The 23,023-nt window shown below is 56.6% G+C and carries 12 protein-coding genes and 1 pseudogene; 2 read left to right on the top strand and 11 right to left on the bottom strand.

Annotated features, from left to right (window positions below):
• Positions 1-789: 789 nt before the first annotated feature.
• Positions 790-1,152 carry a hypothetical protein gene (locus tag YU9_RS51160; protein ID WP_084299065.1) on the top strand — a complete coding sequence of 121 codons (363 nt, stop codon included), beginning with the start codon at positions 790-792 and terminating at the stop codon, positions 1,150-1,152.
• A gap of 190 nt (positions 1,153-1,342) precedes the next feature.
• A complete protein-coding gene (hisC, locus tag YU9_RS0126830; protein ID WP_027575576.1) occupies positions 1,343-2,443 on the top strand; it encodes a histidinol-phosphate transaminase in 1,101 nt (366 codons plus the stop codon).
• Between the two features lie 366 nt (positions 2,444-2,809).
• Here hisC and YU9_RS0126825 read toward each other — a convergent pair whose 3' ends face one another.
• From YU9_RS0126825 to YU9_RS42545, 11 genes and pseudogenes are all read right to left on the bottom strand, one after another.
• Positions 2,810-4,153, bottom strand: coding sequence for an LLM class flavin-dependent oxidoreductase (locus YU9_RS0126825; RefSeq protein ID WP_027575575.1), 1,344 nt, complete (start codon positions 4,151-4,153; stop codon positions 2,810-2,812).
• 709 nt (positions 4,154-4,862) lie between these two features.
• Positions 4,863-7,319: a CoA transferase gene (locus YU9_RS0126820; protein ID WP_027575574.1), complete on the bottom strand. Its 2,457-nt coding sequence runs from the start codon at positions 7,317-7,319 to the stop codon at positions 4,863-4,865.
• A 58-nt stretch (positions 7,320-7,377) separates the two neighbouring features.
• Positions 7,378-8,181, bottom strand: a complete 804-nt coding sequence (locus tag YU9_RS0126815; protein ID WP_084299064.1) for an SDR family NAD(P)-dependent oxidoreductase — start codon at positions 8,179-8,181, stop codon at positions 7,378-7,380.
• Positions 8,182-8,309: 128 nt separating this feature from the next.
• Positions 8,310-9,617, bottom strand: coding sequence for an aminotransferase class I/II-fold pyridoxal phosphate-dependent enzyme (locus YU9_RS42555; RefSeq protein ID WP_084299063.1), 1,308 nt, complete (start codon positions 9,615-9,617; stop codon positions 8,310-8,312).
• A 610-nt stretch (positions 9,618-10,227) separates the two neighbouring features.
• Positions 10,228-11,556, bottom strand: a complete 1,329-nt coding sequence (locus YU9_RS0126805) for an aspartate aminotransferase family protein (RefSeq protein WP_036018188.1) — start codon at positions 11,554-11,556, stop codon at positions 10,228-10,230.
• Between the two features lie 254 nt (positions 11,557-11,810).
• Positions 11,811-12,509: a hypothetical protein gene (locus YU9_RS0126800; RefSeq protein WP_027575571.1), complete on the bottom strand. Its 699-nt coding sequence runs from the start codon at positions 12,507-12,509 to the stop codon at positions 11,811-11,813.
• Between the two features lie 542 nt (positions 12,510-13,051).
• Complete coding sequence (locus tag YU9_RS0126795) at positions 13,052-13,942, bottom strand: crotonase/enoyl-CoA hydratase family protein (RefSeq protein WP_027575570.1); 891 nt, start codon at positions 13,940-13,942, stop codon at positions 13,052-13,054.
• Positions 13,943-13,982: 40 nt separating this feature from the next.
• On the bottom strand, positions 13,983-15,245 hold the full coding sequence (gene ectB / locus YU9_RS0126790; RefSeq protein WP_027575569.1) for a diaminobutyrate--2-oxoglutarate transaminase: 1,263 nt from the start codon (positions 15,243-15,245) through the stop codon (positions 13,983-13,985).
• A gap of 474 nt (positions 15,246-15,719) precedes the next feature.
• Positions 15,720-18,179 carry a CaiB/BaiF CoA-transferase family protein gene (locus YU9_RS0126785; protein WP_027575568.1) on the bottom strand — a complete coding sequence of 820 codons (2,460 nt, stop codon included), beginning with the start codon at positions 18,177-18,179 and terminating at the stop codon, positions 15,720-15,722.
• A gap of 1,695 nt (positions 18,180-19,874) precedes the next feature.
• Positions 19,875-20,654 carry an HpcH/HpaI aldolase/citrate lyase family protein gene (locus tag YU9_RS0126775; RefSeq protein ID WP_027575566.1) on the bottom strand — a complete coding sequence of 260 codons (780 nt, stop codon included), beginning with the start codon at positions 20,652-20,654 and terminating at the stop codon, positions 19,875-19,877.
• Between the two features lie 2,109 nt (positions 20,655-22,763).
• Positions 22,764-23,023, bottom strand: a pseudogene (locus tag YU9_RS42545) (IS5/IS1182 family transposase); the annotation flags it as partial.

Here is a 23,023-nt window from a genome sequence, read left to right as displayed (position 1 = left end):
ACGACAGGGGCATGCGGGCCGGAGCGGCTCACGTGCCCCCTTCCGAATCTACGGCGGCTATTCCGACCTCCGGCTGCAAAACAGCGCTGAGCGCGATCTTTGCCCAAGTAAGCCAGAGCATCTTCGAGATGAGCGCTTACGCCGCTCGCGTAAATCGATTGACGGGCCGCTTGCGCCCAAGGCTTTCTCTAAGAGTGCGTCCGGAGCTTGCCGACCTAAATTTGCCGCGTCGGCGCAATTCTGGAACAACGAACCCCGTGAACTCCTTGAGCCCGCTCGGAGCAATCTCCGGAATTACATGGAATCCATCGGCCGCATATTGAACGCACGACACTAAGTCGTGCTCTCCCGAACGACTGAAGCATCATCGTCACGAAACTCTCGATAACAAAGAATTCAAAAAGAGATGGAAACCGATACAAGTCGAGACGGCAATTTCTATGACGTTCCCGCTATCGCTGAATAGCTTGACCAAAGGTCGGGTAAAACTCACAACGGCCGCGGAATACACAACAGTCATCGATAGCATGAGCTTTGCGGCCTTGAACAACCGAAACCCAGAACAGCTTGAGAGCCCATAAAAACGCTGGTGATAGGCAGTGCGCCGACGCGAGCAATCGCACAGCTATTCCCATGGCCGCGATGCAATCGTCCCCGAACGGCGCAGCAGCCCCGTAAGAGCATGGAGGTATTGGCAGATAAAATGCCGGTCTTGGTCGCTGGCGCTCCTCCCGCATCTGACGGAAATGTCGCGGTCTCCATAACGGAATCATCGAGAACTTTCGGGAGTTGCGCGCTCAACTTGAGCAGAATGGCGCCAGATTTGCTTCCGACACGGACATTGAGGTCGAGAGAGGGGTCCTGAGCGATGAGGCAGCTCGGAAAATGGCGCTGCCAACCCGCTCGATAGTTCAAGCTCGCGCGAGCCGGCCGGCGGGCACGCCGACAGGACTTGATTCGCACGTAGCGTCAAATTGTAGGTTCGAGAAACAAGCCGCCACGGCCTTTGGAAAAGCCGGCGCAGGCCAGTGCCTCACCGGGGAGCATCGCATGACGCTGTCACCTATGTACCGACTTCTAGGCCAAGGCTCGCGGCTTCGGTCTGGAAGGATTGGCTTGGCAACTCCGCACCGCTGCACGCCGTCGAGCTGAGATCGACAAAAGCGCTCGCAACGTCGCGCACCACCGACCAGGGCCTACGAGCAATGGGATGTACTTTAACCGCCGACTTTCGGCTCGCGCACCGCCAACGCTCCAGACTGCGCCTCGCCTCCGCGAAACGGATTGGAACGTCTTCACTCTCGGCGGCAACAGCCGTCTGCGCATCAAGGGGGAAACCGACATGATCGATGCAAAGCTGCAAAGTGTGCTCTCTTCTCTTGCGCAGCCGGCTAAAGAGCTAGGCGCTCAATCGCCTGGACGGCGGGCGCCAGATGCACGTTACGTGAAGCTAAACACCAATGAGAACCCATTTCCACTACCAACAATGGTATGGCGAAGTGCGATCTCGGCGCTCGAACGTCAGTATTTGTATCCGGAAGACGACAACATCGGCTTGAGAGAAGCCGCCGCTGATGCCTACGGCCTCTCAAAGGACCATGTGATCGCCGGCAACGGCTCGTCGGAGCTTCTCGCCCTGATCTACAGGGCCTTCCTCGCACCGGGCGACAGCGTCGCAATGATGTCTCCTGGATTCTCGTTCAATCGCAAGCTTGCTCTGTTGCAGAGCGCCAAGCTCCTCGAAGTATCGTGGATCGACTCGCGCTCGATTCCGATTGACCAATTGCTGTTCGGTCCGGCAAAGGACGCCAAGTTCATCTTGCTGGCCAATCCCAATAACCCAACCGGGACGTTCGTCTCTATCGCCGATATCGAACGCCTCGTTGCACAGTCTGATCGCTTAATCGTGCTGGACGAAGCCTATGTCGACTTCGCACCGGATAACGGGCTGAGGCTCGTCCGCCGCTATCCCAACCTTCTGCTCCTGAGGACTTTGTCGAAGAGCTACGCGGCCGCGGGCATCCGGGTCGGCTTCGGCCTTGGTCATCCAGAGATTATTGGACGGCTGCGAAACATCCAGAACGTCTTCAACATGAACATCATAGGGCAAGCGGTCGGAATCAGCATCCTTTCACATCGCGCGGCCTACGAGGAGAATCATAGGCATATCAAGCACGAAAGAGAACGAGTTGCGGCGCAACTGCGTCAATTCGGATTCGGTGTAGCGCCTTCTCATACCAATTTCTTGCTGGCGCGGGTGCCGAATGGACAGGACGGCAGGTGGTGGCATGCCGCGCTGGAGAGAGAGGGCATACTCGTTGCTGTCTTTGCAGATGACGGTCTTGGCGACTGCATTCGCATCAGCATCGGCACGAAGGAGCAAATGGACTCGTTCTTGACAGCGGTTGCCGCGATCTCAGAGCGTATGAAAAGAGATGGATAGGCAACCGCACGCCGATGTGCGCTCATTTCCCTATACCGCCAATGGAACGAGGGGGCCGCGACATCCATCGTGCCAACGCAGGCATCCCATGCAGCTGAGGGCCAAGCGGTCGCCAAATGATCGCTTCCCCTGCGAACCGTACGGAGCCGAAGCGTCACCACGATGTCGCGCGATGGCGAGTACCGAGAGAGGACCAGACCCGACGGTCACAAGGAGCAAGCGAGCCGAAGCGAACTCACCTAGCCCCTTCGAAATTGCAGCGCCTGACTCCGCCTCCTGGTCCAGCCGAGATGTTTCGTCAGCGCTGTTCTGCTTGAAGAAATGCCGGAGCGGCCTGCAACAAGGCGGAGCATCTTCGAATTAAGCTTACGCCGCTCGCGTAAACCTGTTGAGGGGCCGCTTGAGCCCGAGGTTCTCTCGAAGAGTCTGTCCGGAGCTGGCGGATCTGAATCTGCCCCGTCGACGTAATTCAGGAACGACGAGCTCCGTGAACTCCTTGAGCCCGCTCGGAACAATCGCGGGAATTACATTGAACCCATCCGCCGCATATTCATTGAAAGCGTCAATCATGACCTCTGCCACCTCATCTGGCGTACCGACCACCATCAGATGCCCACGGGAATCCGATATCGAGCGAATCAGCTGCCTCCAGGTCATTTTCTGACGAGCAGCTAGTTCAAGGAGCACCTTCTGGCGGCTCTGAATGAAATTGGTGCGCGGGAGAGTCGTCGGAACCAAAGAATCGAGATCGATCGAACGCAGGTCGGTGACAAACCCTAACCACCGATCTGCTGTCTCAGTCAAAACCTCGGTGTCTGTGTAGGATTGCAACTTTTTGAGCTTGTCTGAGGCTTCCTGCTTGGTTCGCCCAACAATTGGGACGATGCCCGGCATCACCAGCACCTGATCGTCCTGACGTCCAAGCTGCCGAGCCTTCTCCTTTAGATTTGCGTAATAGTGCTTACCGCTTTCGATCGATGGCTGAGCCGTGAACACAACTTCCGCAAATTCCGCAGCGAACCTGACCCCGGCGTCGGATGAACCGGCCTGCACCAATACCGGATATCCCTGGGGCGGCCGTGCAATATTCAGCGGTCCTCTTACCGAAAAATAGGTTCCCCGGTGATCGAGGAGGTGCAGCTTCGCCGTGTCGACGAAGATCCCACTTTTCTTGTCACGAATGAAAGCGTCATCTTCCCATGTATCCCAAAGCCCCTTCATGACGGCTACGAACTCTCTAGCTCGCTCATACCGTGCGTCATGCTCTGGAATGTCTTCATCACCAAAGTTCGCCCCCTCGAACTTGTTTCCGGAGGTAACGATATTCCAAGCCGCACGACCGTGCGAGAGGTGGTCAAGGGAAGCCATCATACGCGCGAGGTGATAAGGCTGGTGATACGTCGTAGTCGCCGTTGCAACAAAGCCGATATTTTGTATTTTTGACGAAAGAGCCGACAACAGCGTGATTGGCTCAAACGTATCATTTCGGCCCGCACGCGCGATGTTTGCATTATCACGTTCGACGACACTTGGGCTATCCGGAAGAAATACGAAGTGAAATGCTGCGCCTTCAGCAAGTGCCGCAAGGTGCGCATAATGATCGATATCGACTCCGCCAGTCTCCGGCACGCTCGGATCGCGCCAAGCTCCCTCGATATATCCCGCCTGTAAGACGTATAGTCCGAGCGCCATTTTACCATCACGCGCCATGCTGTACTCCTTCTTCAAAAATACTCGTGTTCGAGCGACCGACAAAATTGTTGAGAACCGCTCTTATGGCTAGAATACAGGCGAAGCCGTTCCCTTAGAGCACTTGGGGCATCATTTGCCACGCCCGATGATGGAATCCGCAAGGAACAGGGCTGCGAGTCGTCGCACGCGTTCCTTCAATCCGCGTCAGCGTCCGCAACAGGATTACTGACGTTCCATACCGGGACTCCCGTGTTCAGCGACGCTCGAACCATTAGGTGACATACTCAGCTATCGCGATCAACGACGAGCGCAGGTAGTTGACTTACATGCAACACGCATCTGCTTCTGAGTATGCCGCCACTTCTAGGAGATTCAAATTGGCCATCTGAAACAGCGCCAATCGTGTGAAGACGGATTGATAAACGCACTTTCAAGGAGCTGTGCGACATCAGTGCTATTCAGTCTAAGCCGGCCGGATAACCAAGCCGGCACTATGAAGACCCGTGGATTGTGGGATGGCGGCGCTGCGCTCTCGCTTTGATCCCGCATTGAACCACGACGCGCTATATGATCGCAATGCGGAGCAAAGACCTACAGCGTGAGAATAGAGGGTCCTCTACCGACTCGAGCCGACGTGTTGCTACTTCTGCGCAATCAATAGTCGATTGCGGATGCCGCGAGCGTTGACACCTAGATGTGGCCTCGCAAAATCGAAGGCTCTTGGAGATCACCATCCTTGTCTTAGCTCCCGCTCCGAGAGCATTTTGCTGCCGATGATGCCCTTGCTAGCGAGGTCTGCGATTTCGAGCTCTTCGAGCCCAAGCAAGTCTGCCAGGATCTCTCTGTTATGTTCCCCCAGAGTAGGCGCCGCTCGGCGGATTGGGGCGGGGCGTGCGCCTTCGCGGATGGGAATTGACGGCTGCAAGTGCGGTCCTATGAATGCGCGTTCGACCTCTTGAAAAAATGCACGCGACCTTAGGTGCGGATCTTGGAGCAGGTCGACTGGCGGGCGGACAACTCCGGCCGCGACTCTTGCACCCTGCAGCTCAGCCATCGCATGATCGGCATCACGCCCGCGTGTCCAGCGTTCGATTTCGTTCTCGATTTTATCTTCAATCAAGCGGCGGCGTTTTTCGGACCTCAGCGATGAGTCGGCAGCCCATTCTGCTCGTCCGATGAGCGTCGCAAGTCGTTGCCACATGTTGGCGTCGGTGACCGCTAGCATAATCCAGTTGTCCTCGCCGGCACACCGGAAGCAGCCGTGCGGGACGAACTGCGGATGCCGGTTACCATATCTTTCCGACGCACCAGAAAGGGAGTGGACAATGATCCAAGGAGCTGTGAACGGCATCATGCATTCTACCTGCGCGAGATCAATAAACTGCCCCTGCCCAGTCTCGCGGGCGTGAATCAGTGCAACAAGAATTGCGGCGCAACCATTCAGACCGCCTATGGCATCGCCAAACGCGACGTGGCTCATCACGGGCGGCCCGCTGCTAGTCCCTACCACGCTCGGTAGCCCTGACCCATGCTCCAGGGTAGAGCCGTAGGCCCGGCAGCCCCGATGAACACTGTTCGTGCCAAAGGCTGACATCGACATCACCACGAGGCGCGGGTTGAGCATCCTGAGGACCTCGTAACCGAGCCCAAGCTTTGGGAGCACGTCCACGGAGTAATTGTCAACCACGATGTCGGCATGCGCTATGAGGCGCTTCGCAACGGAAAGGCCTTCGGGCCTGGTCAGATCAAGCGTGATACCACGTTTGTTGCGATTCATAATGCAGAAGCGGAGTGTCTTTTCGTACCTCTGGCCGTGCACGTAGTTCTCTCGCCGATCGACGCCGCGCCACCAGTCCGGATACTGAATAGCCTCGATCTTGATAACATCCGCTCCGAGATCACCCAGAGTTCGCGTGCAGAATGGACCTGCCCAGCCCATCGAAAAGTCAATGACGCGAACTCCCTTCAGTGGCTGTTCGGCAGGACGGGTACCGCCGGACGGCAGGGACGAACGTCGCCTCCTCGAGTCAATTCGTTCCTTGGTGAAAACCTGGAGCCCGCCAATTGCCGGAACCTTCCCGCCCCGGCGGGGCGGCGTCAACGTCAAGCGTTGCATCGAACCTGGCGTCAGGGCTCTCTCTCCGCCGATCAGGAGGGGTACGATTGCGCCACGCTCAATCTTCTCTTGATCCTCGAGAAGATCGGATAGCTCCGGTACGGGTACAATTGGGATCTTGCGCTGTATTGCCTCGGCAAACCACTGCCGCGCAGTCCGTGACTTAAGCTTCGGGACGAATAGTCGTTCGATTTGCTCGGTATGCTTCAGACGATCAGCGCCGAGTACCAGAGCTGGATCATCACGCAGCTGAGGCAGATCGAGCATCTCGCAGAACGCATGCCATTGCTTTGGCGTGATTGTTGTGACGCCCAGCCAGCCCTTTTTAGTTTCATAGATGCCGGCCGGAAAGTTTGGCCAGAACCGATTGACGCCCATACGATGCATCGCCTCACCGCGCTCAATTGTCTCGAACAGCTGATACTCGCTGAGCGAGATACATGCCTCGTATATGCTGAGCGAATGTGACCGGCCTACTCTGCTCCCCAGTCGCGCAATGAGCGAGGAGGCCACGGCGATAAATCCCCAGAGGCCAGCTAGAATGCCGGTCTGAAAATCTGGCGCGTGCAGAGGCGGACCTTCGATCGGCCCAACCAGCTTGACGAGCCCGGCAAGGGCACGCACGACAGAATCGCTCGCGGCGAACTCACGATAGGGCCCCTCTCGGCTGAACCAGGCCGCTTCGAGGTAGATCAGACCTGAGTGCCGTTGACGAATTGGGGCGACATCAATGGACGGGCACTCCGCGCAATCGATATCGCGCCCATCGACCAGAATGTCGCAATCTTCAACCAAGCGCGTCAGTCGCTCGATCGCCTCGGGATCAGCAGGATCGATGATAATGCTCGACTTATTGAAATTCAGGAACGCGAACCAGGCGCTCTGGCCACCTGGGGTCAACGGAGCGCTGGAGCGAAGTGGATCGGCAGCTGGTGGTTCAACCTTCGAAACGTCGGCACCAAAGTCGGCAAATAGCCGCGCACAATAGCTCGTTGCAGCCGAGCTACCAATCTCAAGGACTCGTAGCTGCGAGAGTGCCTGGCCGGAAGGTTCGGTTTCTTTTACCATAAGTACCACCATCGGCCCGCCTGGGCCTCCAGAAGGACGACCTGTTGAGATTCCTCAGTTAGCCGCCGAATTCGCCGCCCGTAATATCAATCGTCGCTCCGGTAATGAAACCCGCTTTCGGCGAGGCCAAAAAGGCGGCGAGGTCTGCTACCTCTTCAGCCGTTCCGAAACGACCGATTGGAATACGGCTGAGGGCGGAGCGATTGACGGCGGCCTCTGCGGGTCCAGTGAGGTCACTAAGAATCCGTCCCGGAGCAATACAGTTGACGGTAACTCCGTGTGGAGCGAGATCCCGCGCAGCAGCCCGGGTTAAACCGATCAATCCCGCTTTCGATGCAGCGTAATGCGGACCGGCGATTAGCGGCACGGCACGGCCGGCGAGCGACCCGATATTGACGATACGTCCGTAGCCGTTTGCAATCATCGATGGCGCTAGGAGACGTATGAGGGTGAACGGGCCGCTGAGATTGACATCTATAACGCGCGCCCACTCCTCTCGCGCTATCTGCGAAAGCCAAGGCAACTTATCGTCTACACGCTTTGGCGAGATCCCCGCGTTGTTCACCAAAACTGCAATTTCACCCCATCGATTGCGGATCTGGTCAACAAATCGGTCCACCTCATTTGTGTGAGTGATGTCGAGCACCCCCGCAAGGAGCCGATCTTCTGGACCACTAAGACTCACCAGCGCACGCTGTAAATGGTTCGCCTGTGTCGCCACAAAGGCTACTCGATAGCCATCGGCCAAGAACCGGCGTACGATCGCAAGTCCGATCCCGCGTGCTCCTCCCGTGACGAGTACAGCGGAGGGATCACCTTTGCTCGCAATCGGTCTTCCTGTTGGCGTCGTTCCGCCGATCATAGCAGTGTTCTCGGAGGTGCTTGGGGAGCCGCTGGTCTTTCAAAGGCAAACGAAGTGCCCAACGGCAAACGCTGAGCTTCGGATGTTCTCCAGTTGCTGGTGTTCCAGCTCCAGATTAGGAATCACTCTTACTCCGCCACAGGCGCTGAGGCTTTGTCGGGCTCAATAATGGCCTCAGGCACCTTCTCTAGGAGGCACTCACACAGCCGTTTTATGTCGTCAACCTCATGATCGGCTGTAATGCACACCCGAACGCCTGCCTTTCGTTGTGCAACGGTCGGAAAAAAGATCACGGAGGTATAAAAGCCCGCGTCGAGGAGCTCTCGGGCCAGTGCAATCGCCTTCGCTTCCGATCCTGTGGGAACCATTCTGATCGGAAGTGAATTGCCTTTCTCGGGGGTCTCGACGCGACAATCAAAGACCTGGATACGTTGTGACAGCCGCATCTGCCGTTCAGCAAGCTCTGCAGATCGGTGAATCTTGCAAGAGCCAAGCGCGGCGCCAACCGCTGCCAAATTGGGGGCTACCGAGAATGCATACGGAATAGCGTATCGCCGAAACAGAGCTTCCTGCTCGGCCGTTCCCAACATCAACATGCCGCCTGATGCGCCGAAGCCCTTGGCTAGCGAGGCTGCTATAATCGTACGGTCACCTAGGACTTCGGGGAATTGAGTGCGTGCAAACCCTTCGCCTTGGCGCCCAAACAGCGAAATCCCATGAGCATCGTCGATATAAAGAAAGAGCCCGTAACGCTCCTGGAGCTCACGAAGCTCCTTTATCGGCGCGTTTCCTCCCATCGAATAGACGCCGTCGCACACATAGGCAACTACTCTCTGTTCGCGACATAAGCGTTCTAGTGCGTCAATATCATTATGCTCAATCGTTTCCACTCTCGTCTCATCGGCAACGACCGGCTTATGATATGCGAGTGACAAATGCGCGATGCGATCGAAGACGACAATCGGCTTCTCGCCGTTCGTCAGAAGGCCAGAAGCAAGAATGGGCATCGCCCCCAGATTGGCAAGCATGACCGTTGAAAACGCGATAACCCGCGCGCTGAACATTTCCGACAGCGCTGCCTCGAGCTCGGCCAGAAGATCGAAATTCAGCCGTGTTCTTGCGCATGACCAGTGTAGCGATCCATGCGCCTCGATGGCCTTGATCGCGGCGGCCACGATTGTCGGATGGTTATCCAGTCCCAAATACGAACACCGCACGTAATCAATGACCTGGCGCCGATCGTTGAGTGGACCGAGGCCTAACGCAAAGGCGCGTCCAATTGTCGAACGTCCGTGTACAGCCATGAGACCAGCACTGTGAGCCGCATCGAAATATGACCGGCTCTTGTTGATCACATATGCGGTGTTGCGAAAGCGCTCACTCGGACGACCATGATCGGAGGCGTCGCGCTGGTATCCCATTACGTTCTCTTCCATGTTGGAATCACGGACTACTCGATGCAGTCGTTGCCCGTTTACCTAGCTTGGGTAACCGCCTGATCGGCTCATACATTCGCACAATTGAACTACCATCAGCTTGTTCGCCCTGACAGCTACTAGATCAAATGGGGCGGTACATTACGACGAGCACAACGATAGAGAATGCGCTCCCCTCGGCTCCTCAATGCTGCTCCGTCTGGTATCCGCCTTCGATGACGATCTGCGGATCAGCCTTCGGTCGGCCTCGCTCCCAAACACGGTCTTTTGTGAACAAGAGTTTGGCACGCCAGATCCATCCAACCCTGCCATCACCCCCGAAAAAGAGCAGGTCCGCAATCGTAAGCCGACGCTATTCCACTGCTGACAAGCGCATGCGTCGTCTGCAATCCCTGTCCTTTGGACTTATGCCCGAACCGACCGCTAACCGCGATCGACGCGATGACACAAACCTGCGTTAACCGGCTTATACAGGCCCTTTCTGGAGCGCGAGCGACCGAGCCTCGGCTCACTTACTCACCTGTACAGCCGCAATCGCGATCACAGCGAAAGCGAGACCGTCAATCAGCATCAAATCGCCGCTGGTGAGGGCGTTGTCACGTTCGGACCACTATCCGATCCAGCGCGCTCGATGGTTGTCGAGAAAGCCGGCGAAGACTTGGACGACGAATTCCGCGTCAGCGCGATTCATGGGCGTTGAGATCGAGGCGGCACCTCCATAAGGCAGAATGATGCTGTTCTTTGCAAAGAAGTTCACGAGCTGCTTCATCAGTTTCGAGGCGTTCGGCGCTTGATAAGCTTCACGATTGTCATTTGGTGATTGGGACATCGGATGAACGCGAAAGAGTGAAGCAGCTCCCGTGACGCAGAACGGCGCAGCACTTTTTGAGATGGCTCGCGCAATCCCATTCCGGACAACGTTCCCAAGGTCTTCAAGGTGTGCGAGGGCCGCGCAGTCCAAATGCCGCATCGCCGCAAGCCCGGCCGTTATGGACAGAGGATTGGCGGAAAATGTACCGCCTTGGGGGAGCAGTGGCCGACCGGCCGAGGCATCAAATACTTCCATCACCTCCTGCCGACCGCCGATTGCTCCAATCGGCAGGCCGCCACCGATGATCTTCCCCATCGTGATGAGGTCAGGAACGAGACCATAAAGGGCCGACGCTCCCTCGAAGCTCTGCCTAAGATTCAGCACCTCGTCAGCAATTACAAGGACGCCGTTCATACGAGCTGTCTCTTGGACTGCCGCAATGAAGCCCGGCTTTGGTGGAATTAGCCCCGCGCGACTCGGCATCGGATCTATGATGACAGCGGCAAGATGCCTCCCGTGCAAGGACAACAATCGGCGCGCGGCATCAGCATCATTAAACCGCATGACAATGACTTCATCTAGCACGCTCGCGGGCATTCCACGATAAGACGGCGTCGACCTTGGACTGCTCGGACTCCCCCAATTGTCCGGCGTCGCTGCAAGACTTACCTCGGCCCAGTCGTAAGCGCCATGATACGCCCCCTCGAACTTTGCGATCTTCGAACGACCTGTGAAAGCCCGAGCGGCCTTTATCGCAAATAGCACGGCTTCAGTGCCGGTATTGACGAAGCGAACACGCTCGACGCGAGGAATACGTTCGCAAAGCAGTTCTGCGAGGGCGATCTCACTCTCTGTCGGAGATGCGAAGCAGGTTCCCAAACGCAGCTGGCGGGTCAACGCCTCCACCACGGGTCCAAACGCGTGTCCGTGAATCAGCGTCGTAAAATTTGCATTCAGGTCTAGAAACCGATTGCCATCCACGTCGATAAGATAGCTGCCCGTCCCCCGCTCGATATATCGAGGAACCGGGCTCCGCTCGATACTTGCTCGCGACGTTCCATCAGGGAATACCAATTGCGCGCGCGCAAACCTCTCCTTAGATCCTTGCCCAACCATTGAAGCTCCCATCACACCGGCTCCGAGCCCTGTCGTGCTATGCTTTGTTTGATCATTGGCGCAGATTATCCCCCGTCGCTAACCGTCCTTGATGTTGGCGCGATTGCCTGTGAGCCTGTTATCTCTAAAAGCCCATATTCTTTTTGCGACATTGGACCTGCGCTCAACCGATCGTCGCACTTTGGTCACAGACCGGCCGGCTGAAGGTTGGCTAGTGGCCTGCCCTTCGGCATTGGCAGTTGGCCAGCGATCTCGCGGAGGCGCGCTCATTTCACTTTTTTATCAGGATGATCGACAAGTCGTTGGAGTTCCTCCGAGGTCAACCAAACAAGCAAATCGTCGTCCACGATATTCTCGTCAACGAGATGCAGCACCGATCCACCTTCCTCGTAGTGCACATGTCCGTATTGCGCCAGGACACCTTTGGACAGCAGCCAACGCTCTGCAAGTCCGACCACGAAATCCGGATTCCACATCGCGAACGAAATACCACGCAAAACTGCAGCCATGATCTCGGGCATGCCCTGCCCTCTGAAGTCTTTGCGCAGCCAAAAATCCCCGTGATAAGCGACCTTTCCAGTAATCTTCCTAGCCGTTGGTGCGGTGCACCTGCAGCGATCTTGAGGATGCGCATGTATTGCGGGATCGGCATAGAACGCCCTCAAAGACTCAAGATTGTGTGCAAAGTTGCTATGCGGCAAATTATACAGCCGCGCAGCCTCCACAAGCGCCACATCGTTATGCTTGTCGAGACCTATCATCCAGTAGCCCTCGCCCGGCGTTATCGGAGATCGATCTGGCCGGAAATTGGGGTATGTCGGCTTCTTGGTCGGAAGAGCACTGGTAATTGCGACATACTTATCAAAATCGAATCCGATCGAAAGCTTGATGCCTTTCTGAGCGGCCAGATCATCATATATCCGAATGAAGCGTGAGACGTTCAGCAGATTGACTACGCTTTTCATGGCTGCGCTTGTCCTGTCCTGTTGAGCCATACCAGTGGCTACACGGAACCGTCAGCGTACAGCGTCGGCCATAAATCGAGCCACTACCTACTTCGGTTGGGGACGATGGATTCCGTTTTTGCGGCTGCGAGCCCACTATCTTGAACAAGCATGCGATTTTCTTTTCTCAGGCGATCGGGTTAACCTGAGATGTATGCCTCCCAACCATGCGGAAAGGCCATACGACACCATACACATTCACGATGTCGCGAAGAGCAGCGGGCATGCTCAGCTCGATAGAATGATCCGCAACGGATCCGCGCGCGATAGAGCCCGTGGGTAAGCGATCGCGCCGGTCGCTGTACAAAAAGCCAGACTTGTAGCTTCTTATAATACCGGAAGCTGGCCGCTCGAGAGGCGTCTGCCGGTCCTGGCTTACAAGCACGCAGCGGCGATCCAAGTGGCCACTTAGGCGGATCGGAAGGGTACGACTCCAATCGACAGCCGCTGCGTATTTAGGCAAAATCGGTACCCAGCATACGGCTTGCGCTTGCGAGCAAAGCTCACTTGTACTCCCGCTCCGTCCACCACGGAAAATAATCCGGCAGATCGGCCGGAACCCTGTCTTTGAATACGGCAGGCCGCTTTTCCAGGAAAGCTACCACCCCCTCCTTGGCATCAGCGGAACGACCGCGCGCATACATGCCGCGGCTTTCAATCTTGTGGGCTTCCATGGGATCGTCGGCCCCTAGCATGCGCCACATCATCTGCCGGATCAATGTAACCGACACAGGTGCTGTCTTCTCCACGATCTGAACGGCTAGCGCACGCGCTGCTGGCAATAGTTCGTCCGGCCGCACGATCCTGTTGATCAGGCGACCGGCGAGCGCCTCCTCTGCAGTAAATATCCGGCCGCTCAAGGACCATTCCAACGCCTGGGCGATGCCGACCACGCGGGGGAGGAACCAGCTTGAGGCGCCCTCTGGCACGAGCCCGCGCTGCGAGAACACGAAGCCAAAACGCGCGGCATGAGAGGCGATCCGAATATCCATTGGAAGTTGCATCGTCGCACCCATGCCGACGGCCGGTCCATTAACAGCAGCGATTACAGGCTTGAGTGACCTAAATATCCGGATTGCAATCTTGCCCCCAGCGTCGCTGACCATGGGATCGCTGTAGTCCACCTTCCCATCGGTCAACCGCTTCACTGGCCCGCGCCGCACGTCCCGATCAAATGTATCGCCGCCCAACGAGAGGTCGGCGCCAGCGCAAAAGGCACGGCCCGCGCCGGTAACAATGACTGCAAGGACGTCATTATCCTTGTCGGCGCAATCGAACGCATCGACGATTTCTCGCTCCATAACAGCGGTACAGGCGTTCAGCTTGTCTGGTCGATTCAGCGTGATCGTGAGGATTTTCTTGTCAATCTCATATTTGATCGTCTCGTAGCCCATGGCATTCCTTAACCGCTAGACACGCCTTCTTTGCGTGCGGTCACGAAGACCTGATCCGCTTCAGCGCCTGATTCAACGCCTGCTCGAATATTTGAAGACCGTGATCGAGCGTCTCGCGATCGATAGTAAGTGCAGGCAGGAACTTCACGACCTGATCGATAGGTCCGCATCGTTCGACGATCAGTCCCCTCTCGAAGGCAGCGCGTGTCGTCGCTGCTGCAATGCCTGACATTTGGCAGTCAAATCCGAACGCCATGCCGCGGCCCCGAACCGCAAAACTGTTTCCGTGCTTGACTGCGATGCTCTCAAGCCGGCGCCGCATAAATTCTCCTAGCCGCAGCACCTCTTGCGCGAACGTCTCGTCCCGCCAGTAGAGATCTATCGCTGCCCTTGCGGACACAAGCGCAAGGTTATTTCCTCGAAAGGTGCCAGTGTGCTCTCCCGGCTGCCATGCATCGAACTCTTTTTTAATCAGCACCATTGAAAGTGGCAGGCCGTATCCGCTTAGGGATTTCGACAAGACAACAAGATCTGGCGACAGATCAGCGAACTCGAAGCTAAAGAAGTGACCCGTCCGGCCACAACCCATCTGGACATCATCAACTATAAACAGAGCGCCAGCACTCTTCGCTACGGCTTGAATTGACTGCAACCATTCTCTGCTGGCGACATTGATGCCGCCTTCGCCTTGGACTGTTTCGACAATGATGGCAGCCGGGCAATCGGTGCCGCTGCTCTCATCGGCCAGCACTTTTTTCAGATAGTCCGCTGTATCGACGCTTGGTCCAAGATAGCCGTCATAAGGCATGAACGTTGCACCCGATAACGCAACGCCGGTGGCCGTTCGATAAGCGCGATTCCCGCTCGCGGCCATGGCCCCCAGGCTCATCCCGTGATATCCATTCGTAAATGAGATAATGTTTTGACGTCCTGTGACCTTGCGCGCGAGCTTGATTGCGGCCTCGACCGCGTTGGCGCCCGTCGGCCCCGTAAACTGGAAGCAGTACTCCAAATTGCGCCTAGCGAGTATGACAGTGTTAAAGGTCTCCATAAACTCGAGCTTCGCGGGAGTTGCCATGTCAAGGCCATGGACAACGGCGTCTGATTCCAGATAGTCGGCAATGGCAGCTTTAATCTCGTGATTGTTGTGGCCGTAGTTCAGCGCTCCGGCTCCGGAGAGAAAGTCAACGACGTTTCGACCATCCTCCGTTAGCATGATGGAGCCACGCGCTCGGCTAAAGATGGCTGGAAACGAGCGAGAATAAGAGCGTACGTTTGATTCCAGCGCATCCAACGCTTGCATGCTACGCGATGCGTTCATCGCTCTAGCCATGTTTCACCTCTACCGAAAGCGATTGATCAGCGAAATAACAGATCGTCTCGGGTGCAGACACGCTTTTTCTTGCTCTTCCCGACAGCTCAATTACCTGAGATACAGGAGCAGCGAAGCTACCAAAACTGGTGGTGATCTCCGCTCCGGGATGACCATGCGCAGGGTGCGTCCTCTACTGAGATGCTCCCAGAGCACTAGCCTTGAGCAACATTGAGGATGACCACAATTGACGCGCCAGGTGTCAGCCGCGGTCGGATAGAAGTGAGAGGCCGGTTTGCAGCGCGATGTAAGGACGCTCCCCTGCTTATTGCCCACTATCTTGGAGCGACAAGTTTGAAACTCGCCCCAGGTTTCTGGCAAGTCCCGATAGATGCCTCTAAGCGGGCAGAGACCTGAAGTTGTTCAAGCTCGCGTCATCGTGGAGCAAAGCGAACTAGAATGCGATCAGTTCGGGTATACGTTCTTTTCGGTCTCGAGCTCCGCCTCGGGCAACAGGGCCGTGCCGATAATTTGATCTTTCGCCAATTGCGTGATCTCGTCATCGGAGAGCCCAAGAAGGTCAGATAATATCTCCCTATTATGTTGTCCGAGCGTCGGGGCCGCTGTACGGACCAGACGAGGGTTTCCGTTATCACGAATCGGCATTGACGGCTGGGGATGGACGCCAATGAAGGGGCGTTCGAGTTCCTGCAGAAAGGCACGCGAGCGGAGATGCCGATCTTGTAGCAGGTCAATCGGCAAGCGGGCTACACCGGATGCAATCCTTGCCGCTTGCAGCTCGGCCATGGCGTCATCCTCATTGCGACTGACGGTCCAAGCTTCGACGTATCTTTCGATCTCATCCTCAATGGCTCGACGAGCCGCGGCAGGCCTCAGCGATGAGTCCATCGCCCAGTCTGTCCGACCGACGAGCGTGGCAAGCCTCTGCCACATGTGATCGTCGGTGGCTGCGACTATGATCCATTTGTCTTCGCCCGCACACCGAAAACACCCATGCGGAACGTATTCCGGATGTCGATTAGTAGAGCCGGGCGGTGGTGCGACTTCATGCGGCAAACCGCTGATCGACTGAACGGTGATCCATGGTGCTGCGAATGGCATCAGACATTCGGTTTGTGCGAGATCGATGAACTGGCCTTGACCGGTCCTACGAGCATGAACCAATGCAGTCAGGACCGCTGCGCAGCCATTCAGCCCTCCGACGGGATCTCCAAGCGCGATGTGAGTCATAACCGGAAGCCCATCGGCGGTGCGGATCACACCGGGAAGCCCCGAAGCCTGCTCGAGCGTTGAGCCGTAGGCTCGGCATTCGCGATGAATGCTGTTCGTCCCAAACGCCGACATCGACATCATGACTAGCCGGGGGTTGAGAGCCCTTAGCACGTTGTAACCTAGTCCGAGCCTCGAGAGGACATCGACTGAGAAATTGTCAACTGCGATGTCGGCCCCTGCCAACAAACGTTTTGCAAGAGCAAGCCCCTGCGGGCGCTTCAGGTCGAGTGTAATTCCGCGCTTGTTTCGGTTGACCATGCAGAAGCATGGTGCCTTTTCGTACATTTTGTCGGTTACGTAGCCTGGACGCCGGTCAATCCCGCGCCACCAATCCGGATATTGGATGGCCTCGATCTTGATCACATCTGCTCCGAGATCGGCCAGTGTGCGCGTACATAGAGGGCCGGCCCAGCCCATCGTAAAATCGATGACTCGAATCCCGTACAAAGATCCTCGATCAGCACCTATGCCGACAGCTGAATCAGATTTTTTAGGCGCGTCTGTTCGGCAGCCTGCGAACACCTGCTGCTCGCCCGCAGCCGGTACTTTGCCGCCCTGCAGTGGCGGGGTCGATGTCAGTCGCAGCACTGAGCCGACGGTCAGTCCTCCTTCTTCACCCATCCGGATGGGCACGATTGCGCCGCGAGCCAATCGCTCCGGGTCTTGTAGTAGATCGGATATCTCCGGCACCGGTACGATCGGGATCTTGCGTGTCAACCCTTCCGCAAACCATTCAAGTGCAGTCCGCGCTTTCAGCTTTGGTATAAACTGTCCTTCGATCCGGTCGGCATTCTGCAAACGACCTTCGTTGAAGGTCAGCGCCGGATCGTCACGCAGTTCTGGCAAACCCAGCATGTCGCAGAATGCCCGCCATTGCTCTGGCTTGGCGGTCGTTACGCCGACCCAGCCGCATTTTGTCAGGTATATGCCTGTCGGAAAGTTAGGCCAAAAGCGGTTGATTCCAATCCGGCGCATGACATCGCCCTGTGCAAACGACTCGAACATCAGATATTCGGTCAAAGCCAGATTCGATTCAAAGATGCTGACCGACCAAGATCTTCCGCCGCCGCCGCGCATTTGCGCCACCACCGAGCTAGTTGCGGCTATAAACGCCCACAGACCCGCAAGAATGCCCGCCTGGAAATCTGGAGCGTGCAATGGCGGCCCTTCGGCTGGTCCGGCCAACTTCACAAGACCCGCTAATGCTCTCACCGTAGAATCAGTTGCGGCAAATTTTGCATAAGGTCCCTGGGCGCCGAACCAGCTCGCCTCAACGTGAATCAGCCCCGGTCGGCGCTGCCGGATAGCCACAATATCGATGGATGGGCAATCAGCCGGATCAACGTCACGACCATCGATGAGAATGTCGCAATCCTCGATCAATGACGTGAGCTGCGGGATCGAGTTCGGCTCGGACGAATCGATAACGTTACTTGATTTATTAAAGTTCAGGAATGCGAACCACGCACTCTGGCCGCTCGGCGTGAGTGGTGCGGTGCGGCGAAGCTGGTCGCCAGTAGGAGGCTCGACCTTCTGCACATCGGCGCCGAAATCTGCAAATAGCCGCGCGCAATAGCTGGTCGCGGCCGAGCTACCGATCTCCACGATTCGCAGATGCGACAACACTCCCATCAAGAACCCCACTTTCGGACCCGCCCTCATGCGCCTAACCGCGCGGCGCGTCTTGATGCGTATCCGCCAGTACTTTTATTTAGCTGCCGCTGCGCATATTGTGAGTAACGCGAGGTTGCCAGTTAGCCCTGCTGCCAGAACGATCATGATGGCCCGAGCAGCTTCCGGGTATAACGGACGTTCTCAATCTGAAACCCGACGGTTACTACGACGACATTACCGCTCGCATAGATCTCTGCCGTCCTTCTACGAGCGACGATCGTCGCGTCTGAGCGATCAGTTAGAACCGCCATCTTCTCAGGCGGCACCTACGCATCCGCCGGAAGGGCTCTTCTGCATGATGTTTTCCTCTGCTCAATCGTTCGCCTCCTTCAGAAGGAATAAACCACCGGCTCTCTGAAGGCACCTACAAGGTTGGAGAGTACACAAAGAGCCTGGCGTTGCTTCTCCATTTCGTTGCTGATCGAAGCCGCGTCGGCGCGTTGGTATGCGCAAATTCGCCTTGCTGAGTGGGACTTCTGTCGCTGTCCAGCTTAGGAATGACAGGCGTACCACAGCGCAAATGGAGAAGAAGACAAGGACACGATGCTTCTGGACGATGGTGGAGAGAGGAATCTTCGCCCAAGCTGCCAAAGCGATCAAGTACCCAATCGCACCATGCACCGAGGCCATGCAGTCAGCGCTCGATTCCAGAAGAACGCACGCCTCGGCGTCCGACCAGCAGCGGAGCATCGAATTGGCATGATGGAGACCTCCGGGAGACAGATTTCCGCAACCACTCTCCAGAACAAGTGCTGACGACCTGCTCGAAGGCTGTTTTGGATCGTCAAGTTGCAGCCCAACTGCCGCGGCTGCGCGACCACAATGGATGGCGGTCCGTCGAGCAATACAAACAGTCAAGCGAACATGACAGCACTCGCCAAGCGCTGCGTGATTAACCGAGACCGTCGCGAAGTGGAAGCAACGCGAGACTCGCGCCGATCGTCCGATTGGGCCCAAGAAAGCCAAGTCGAGAGTCCCTTCCGTCGAGGAGAAGGCGATCATCGTCGCTTTGCGGCGGCATGCGCTGCTACCACTCGAACGCTGCCTCTATGCCCTGCAGCCGACCATTCCGCATCTCATGCGGATCCTTCGACTTCCAGCGCCTAGCGCCGGTTGAAGGCGGCAGGCCCTTCGAAGAAAGGGCTCAAAACTCCCCCGTGTGCTATTTCCACGTCGACATCGCGGAGCTTCAGACCGCCTAAGGCAAGCCCTACCTCTACGTCGCAGTTGATCGCACCATCAAGTTCGCCTGCGCGCGACTGATGAAGACCACGGAAAGGACCTCAGCCTCGGCCTAAGTCGAAGCCCTTGATCGTTGGCACGATCAAGGAAGCGACTACCCAACACCACCACTACGATCGACACGACAGCATGAAGCTTACGTTGCCCACTTCATCACCGCCTACTTACACCCGGCGCTGAAGACTCAAGGGTCTCAAGCCAATGCTGTTGGCGTTCCTCTTGCGTCCGAGGGGCACAACGTCATGGTAAACTCGGGCTCCGTGGCTATGATGCACCAGAAAGGCTCGGCCCCGACTGGCTGGGACGGTCAGCGCATTTTATCGCCAGCGGTTACGCTGCCGCGGCGCGGTTGGTACATGCCAGCCCTCAAGTCGGTTATTCCCACGAGCTCAACACAGAAAAAAGCCTCTCCTATGCCTTCCCGCTGATCATTTTCCGAGTCTGGTTCACCTGCAGTTTTGCATAGGTCGACATTAGTCCGGCTTCGTCGGATAGTGTCACCAGTTTAAAACCCATGTTAATCGCGCGCGCCGCGCCTTCGGCGCCGCTGCAATGGATACCTGGATTAAGCTTGCGGTTGTTGCACTCCTTCACGACCTTCTCGTAGATTAGGAGGATCTCGGGCTCGGTGTAGTCGACCTTTGGACCGAGCCCGTAAGACAAGCCGAGATCGGTGGGTCCGATATATACGCCATCGATGCCCTGAACATCGAGAATTGCTTCCATATTCTCGACCGAGGTTTTGGTCTCCACCATCGGCAATATCACGATCTCCTCATTGGCCATCTTCTGATAGGTGCCTGCCGTGCGATACATGCCAGCACGGATTGGTCCATTGGACCGGGTGCCAGCCGGCGGATATTTCGCGTATGACACGAGGTTTCTAGCCTCCTGAGCAGTGTTCACCATCGGGCAGATCAAGCCGTAGGCGCCGCCATCAAGTGCCTTGCCGATGATACCCGGCTCATTCCAAGGCACACGAACCATTGGCGTGACGGGATGGCTTTGCATAGCCTGGAAGCACTCTACCATGGAGATATAATCCTGCACGCCATGCTGCATGTCGACGGTGACGCTGTCGAATCCGCATTGCGCGACTACCTCGGCTGCAAAGCCAGACGGTATCGAGAGCCAGGCATTCACTACAGCGTCGCCCGCGCTCCAGATTTGCTTTACTTTATTGACTGACATGGACTCTCTTCCCTTTCATTTCGCTGTTCCACCGTGAAGAAAGTGCGGAGATCGGGAAACCTGGGATGTCTATAGAGCGACAGTATTCCACGCTTTCCGGTTTGCGGTGAGTGCCGCCAAACCGAGGAGTTCGGAGACCGAAATTGAGACACCGAATCACGACAACAATGTCATCGGCCATTTCTGGGACTCCTTTCGGCTGGACAACTTCTGATCTTCAAGACTCGTGCCAACTGCAATAGCTTCGGATGCAAGACTATCTCTCAAGTGCCTGTCGCAGGTTCGGTCAGTGTGTGTGTCTGACCTCGAAGCCCTTAACGCCATAAAGTGCTTAGCATGCGAGTGATAGCAAACGCATCTCGCGAACACGAGATTTAAAGGATGCGCAAGATCAATGGTTCAGAGAGATCGAAGCGGCGCCGACAGCCACTGCAACGTGCGTTGGCCATTATGCGTAAAGAATGTGCGATGCACTACAATCGTGTGAGAAATTGCGACGCGCTCGTTTGCGCGACGACTGCTCCCCTGGCGACCATCTCAGGAATCAGATTCAGTATGCGTTGGAGCGATAAGGCTTACCGCCTCCTTCTGCGCCAAGTCTTCTCTGAGCATCGTTGCTGGCGACCCAGCAACTATTGAGGATTGACGCAGTCTTCGGTCGCGTTCGAGCCGTATGCAGTTGGCGCATACGTCTGGAATGAATCCTCACATTGCTGGCTTGAATAGCTCATTCTCCTGCGTCGTCATTATCGCGCAACGCGTTCCGTTCGAAATCGTGAACGCGACGCTTCTCATCAGCTTCACCGAATTCTACAGGTTGGCGATACAAATAGCGATCATGGGCCTCGTTGATCCAGGTTCGCAATCCCGTCATCGAGGACGCTTTCAAGCTCGAAGAGCGACGCTTTCGGCCAGATGACGCGATCGGGCGACTCAGCGGAAGCATAACTCACCTGCTAGGTCGGCGTCCGGCTTCGAATGAGCTAAACCAGCTGTAGTGTCGTGCGGCCGCTCCCAACTCAGATAGACCAAAATAGAAGAACGGTCCGATGATAGCGGGCAGTTTCACAGGGCCACAATAAAGCGGTCATTGTCATGCTCGCACACTGACATTGACGGCCTAGACGCCGACATGCAGTGTGCCAAATAGCTCGTCATTGCTGCCGTTGATACGTCTACGGGCACGGCTGTCCTCGAGCATTTGATCCCCGAGTGCCTGACGTTGCCAAAGAGATGGGCGAGAGTTTATGCGGCGTTGTCTTCGGGCCATCTAAGCTACCTCGCAGGTCTTTCGAATGATAAAGCGCGATCCTAGTAGGTTCGCTCTTTGCCCTGCTCAGATATATGACTGGCGTTCAAGCTAGGTATTCTCGGCACATGACATCACAAACACCACCATCTCTTGGAATCCTGCAACTCGAACGCGGAGTACCGCCCGGTACGGCGTCGCCTACGCCCCTGCCCGGCTCTATGCTGAATTCGCTTACGTTCGACTTCCCGATCATCTCCGAGACTGTCCCTGGAGCCTGGGTGGAGAATGTCGTTCGAGGCGATCCGACGCTTGAGCCCGCCTACATCGCGGCCGCGCGCCGGCTAGTCGAAAGAGGTGCCGTTGCGATCAGTTCGGCCTGCGGCTTTTCGATTCGGCATCAGCCAGCAGTTGCCGCATCGGTGAATGTACCGGTAATTATGTCTAGCCTCATCCTGCTGCCTGGGCTACTTCGTCAGTTGGCCCCGCAGGCCAAGATCGCTGTCCTGACCTATGACTCCACCCATTGTGATGAGCGTCTGCTCGGGCTCGATGAACAGTCCGAGCGAGCGAGGGTCGTGATCGGTGGGATCGAGGGCGGCAAATACTGGCGGGACGAACTAAAGCGTCCGGCGCCCCCGATCGATATCGACGCGATGGAGAGGGATGTGACTGCTTGTGTCGCGCGGCTTCGCTCATTACAACCACAAATCGGGGCCCTCCTGTTCGAATGCGCGGGCTTCCCCATTATCGCTCCGACAATACGGCGTGTCGCCAAGCTGCCAGTTTACGACATCACGAGCCTTTGTCGAATGACCATGGCTTCCATCGCCTCAGACGGTTCTTACGTTACTCGTCCGTTAAGAAGCCGGATTGAGCTTGGGTGGACAGGCGAGCGTTCGCGATAGGCAGCCCCAGGAACAGGCACAAGAGTTCTCTGAGCCAGGCGAGGATGCGGCGGAAGTTGTGGCCCACTGCTGAGAGCACGACGTTAGCGGCGTCGCCGGCGCGGCCCTTGAGGTAGCAGCGGCCGAGGTGACCTTCGGCCTTCAGGTGTCCGATGGGCTCGATCGCGGAGCGGCGTCGCAGCTCGCGCTTGATGGTACCGAACACGCCGCGG

This window comes from Bradyrhizobium sp. WSM1743 (assembly GCF_000473065.1).
In the GTDB taxonomy this organism is placed as follows: domain Bacteria; phylum Pseudomonadota; class Alphaproteobacteria; order Rhizobiales; family Xanthobacteraceae; genus Bradyrhizobium.
Note: the sequence above shows the minus strand (reverse complement) of the source record. Positions and strands in the feature narration are given on the sequence as shown.

What these genes read in the sequence shown, in the direction of transcription:
- hisC (WP_027575576.1), top strand. Translation starts at nt 1,343, where the DNA reads ATGATCGATGCAAAGCTGCAAAGTGTGCTCTCTTCTCTTGCGCAGCCG.
- YU9_RS0126825 (WP_027575575.1), bottom strand. Translation starts at nt 4,153, where the DNA reads ATGGCGCGTGATGGTAAAATGGCGCTCGGACTATACGTCTTACAGGCG.
- YU9_RS0126820 (WP_027575574.1), bottom strand. Translation starts at nt 7,319, where the DNA reads ATGGTAAAAGAAACCGAACCTTCCGGCCAGGCACTCTCGCAGCTACGA.
- YU9_RS0126815 (WP_084299064.1), bottom strand. Translation starts at nt 8,181, where the DNA reads ATGATCGGCGGAACGACGCCAACAGGAAGACCGATTGCGAGCAAAGGT.
- YU9_RS42555 (WP_084299063.1), bottom strand. Translation starts at nt 9,617, where the DNA reads ATGGAAGAGAACGTAATGGGATACCAGCGCGACGCCTCCGATCATGGT.
- YU9_RS0126805 (WP_036018188.1), bottom strand. Translation starts at nt 11,556, where the DNA reads ATGGGAGCTTCAATGGTTGGGCAAGGATCTAAGGAGAGGTTTGCGCGC.
- YU9_RS0126800 (WP_027575571.1), bottom strand. Translation starts at nt 12,509, where the DNA reads ATGAAAAGCGTAGTCAATCTGCTGAACGTCTCACGCTTCATTCGGATA.
- YU9_RS0126795 (WP_027575570.1), bottom strand. Translation starts at nt 13,942, where the DNA reads ATGGGCTACGAGACGATCAAATATGAGATTGACAAGAAAATCCTCACG.
- ectB (WP_027575569.1), bottom strand. Translation starts at nt 15,245, where the DNA reads ATGCAAGCGTTGGATGCGCTGGAATCAAACGTACGCTCTTATTCTCGC.
- YU9_RS0126785 (WP_027575568.1), bottom strand. Translation starts at nt 18,179, where the DNA reads ATGGGAGTGTTGTCGCATCTGCGAATCGTGGAGATCGGTAGCTCGGCC.
- YU9_RS0126775 (WP_027575566.1), bottom strand. Translation starts at nt 20,654, where the DNA reads ATGTCAGTCAATAAAGTAAAGCAAATCTGGAGCGCGGGCGACGCTGTA.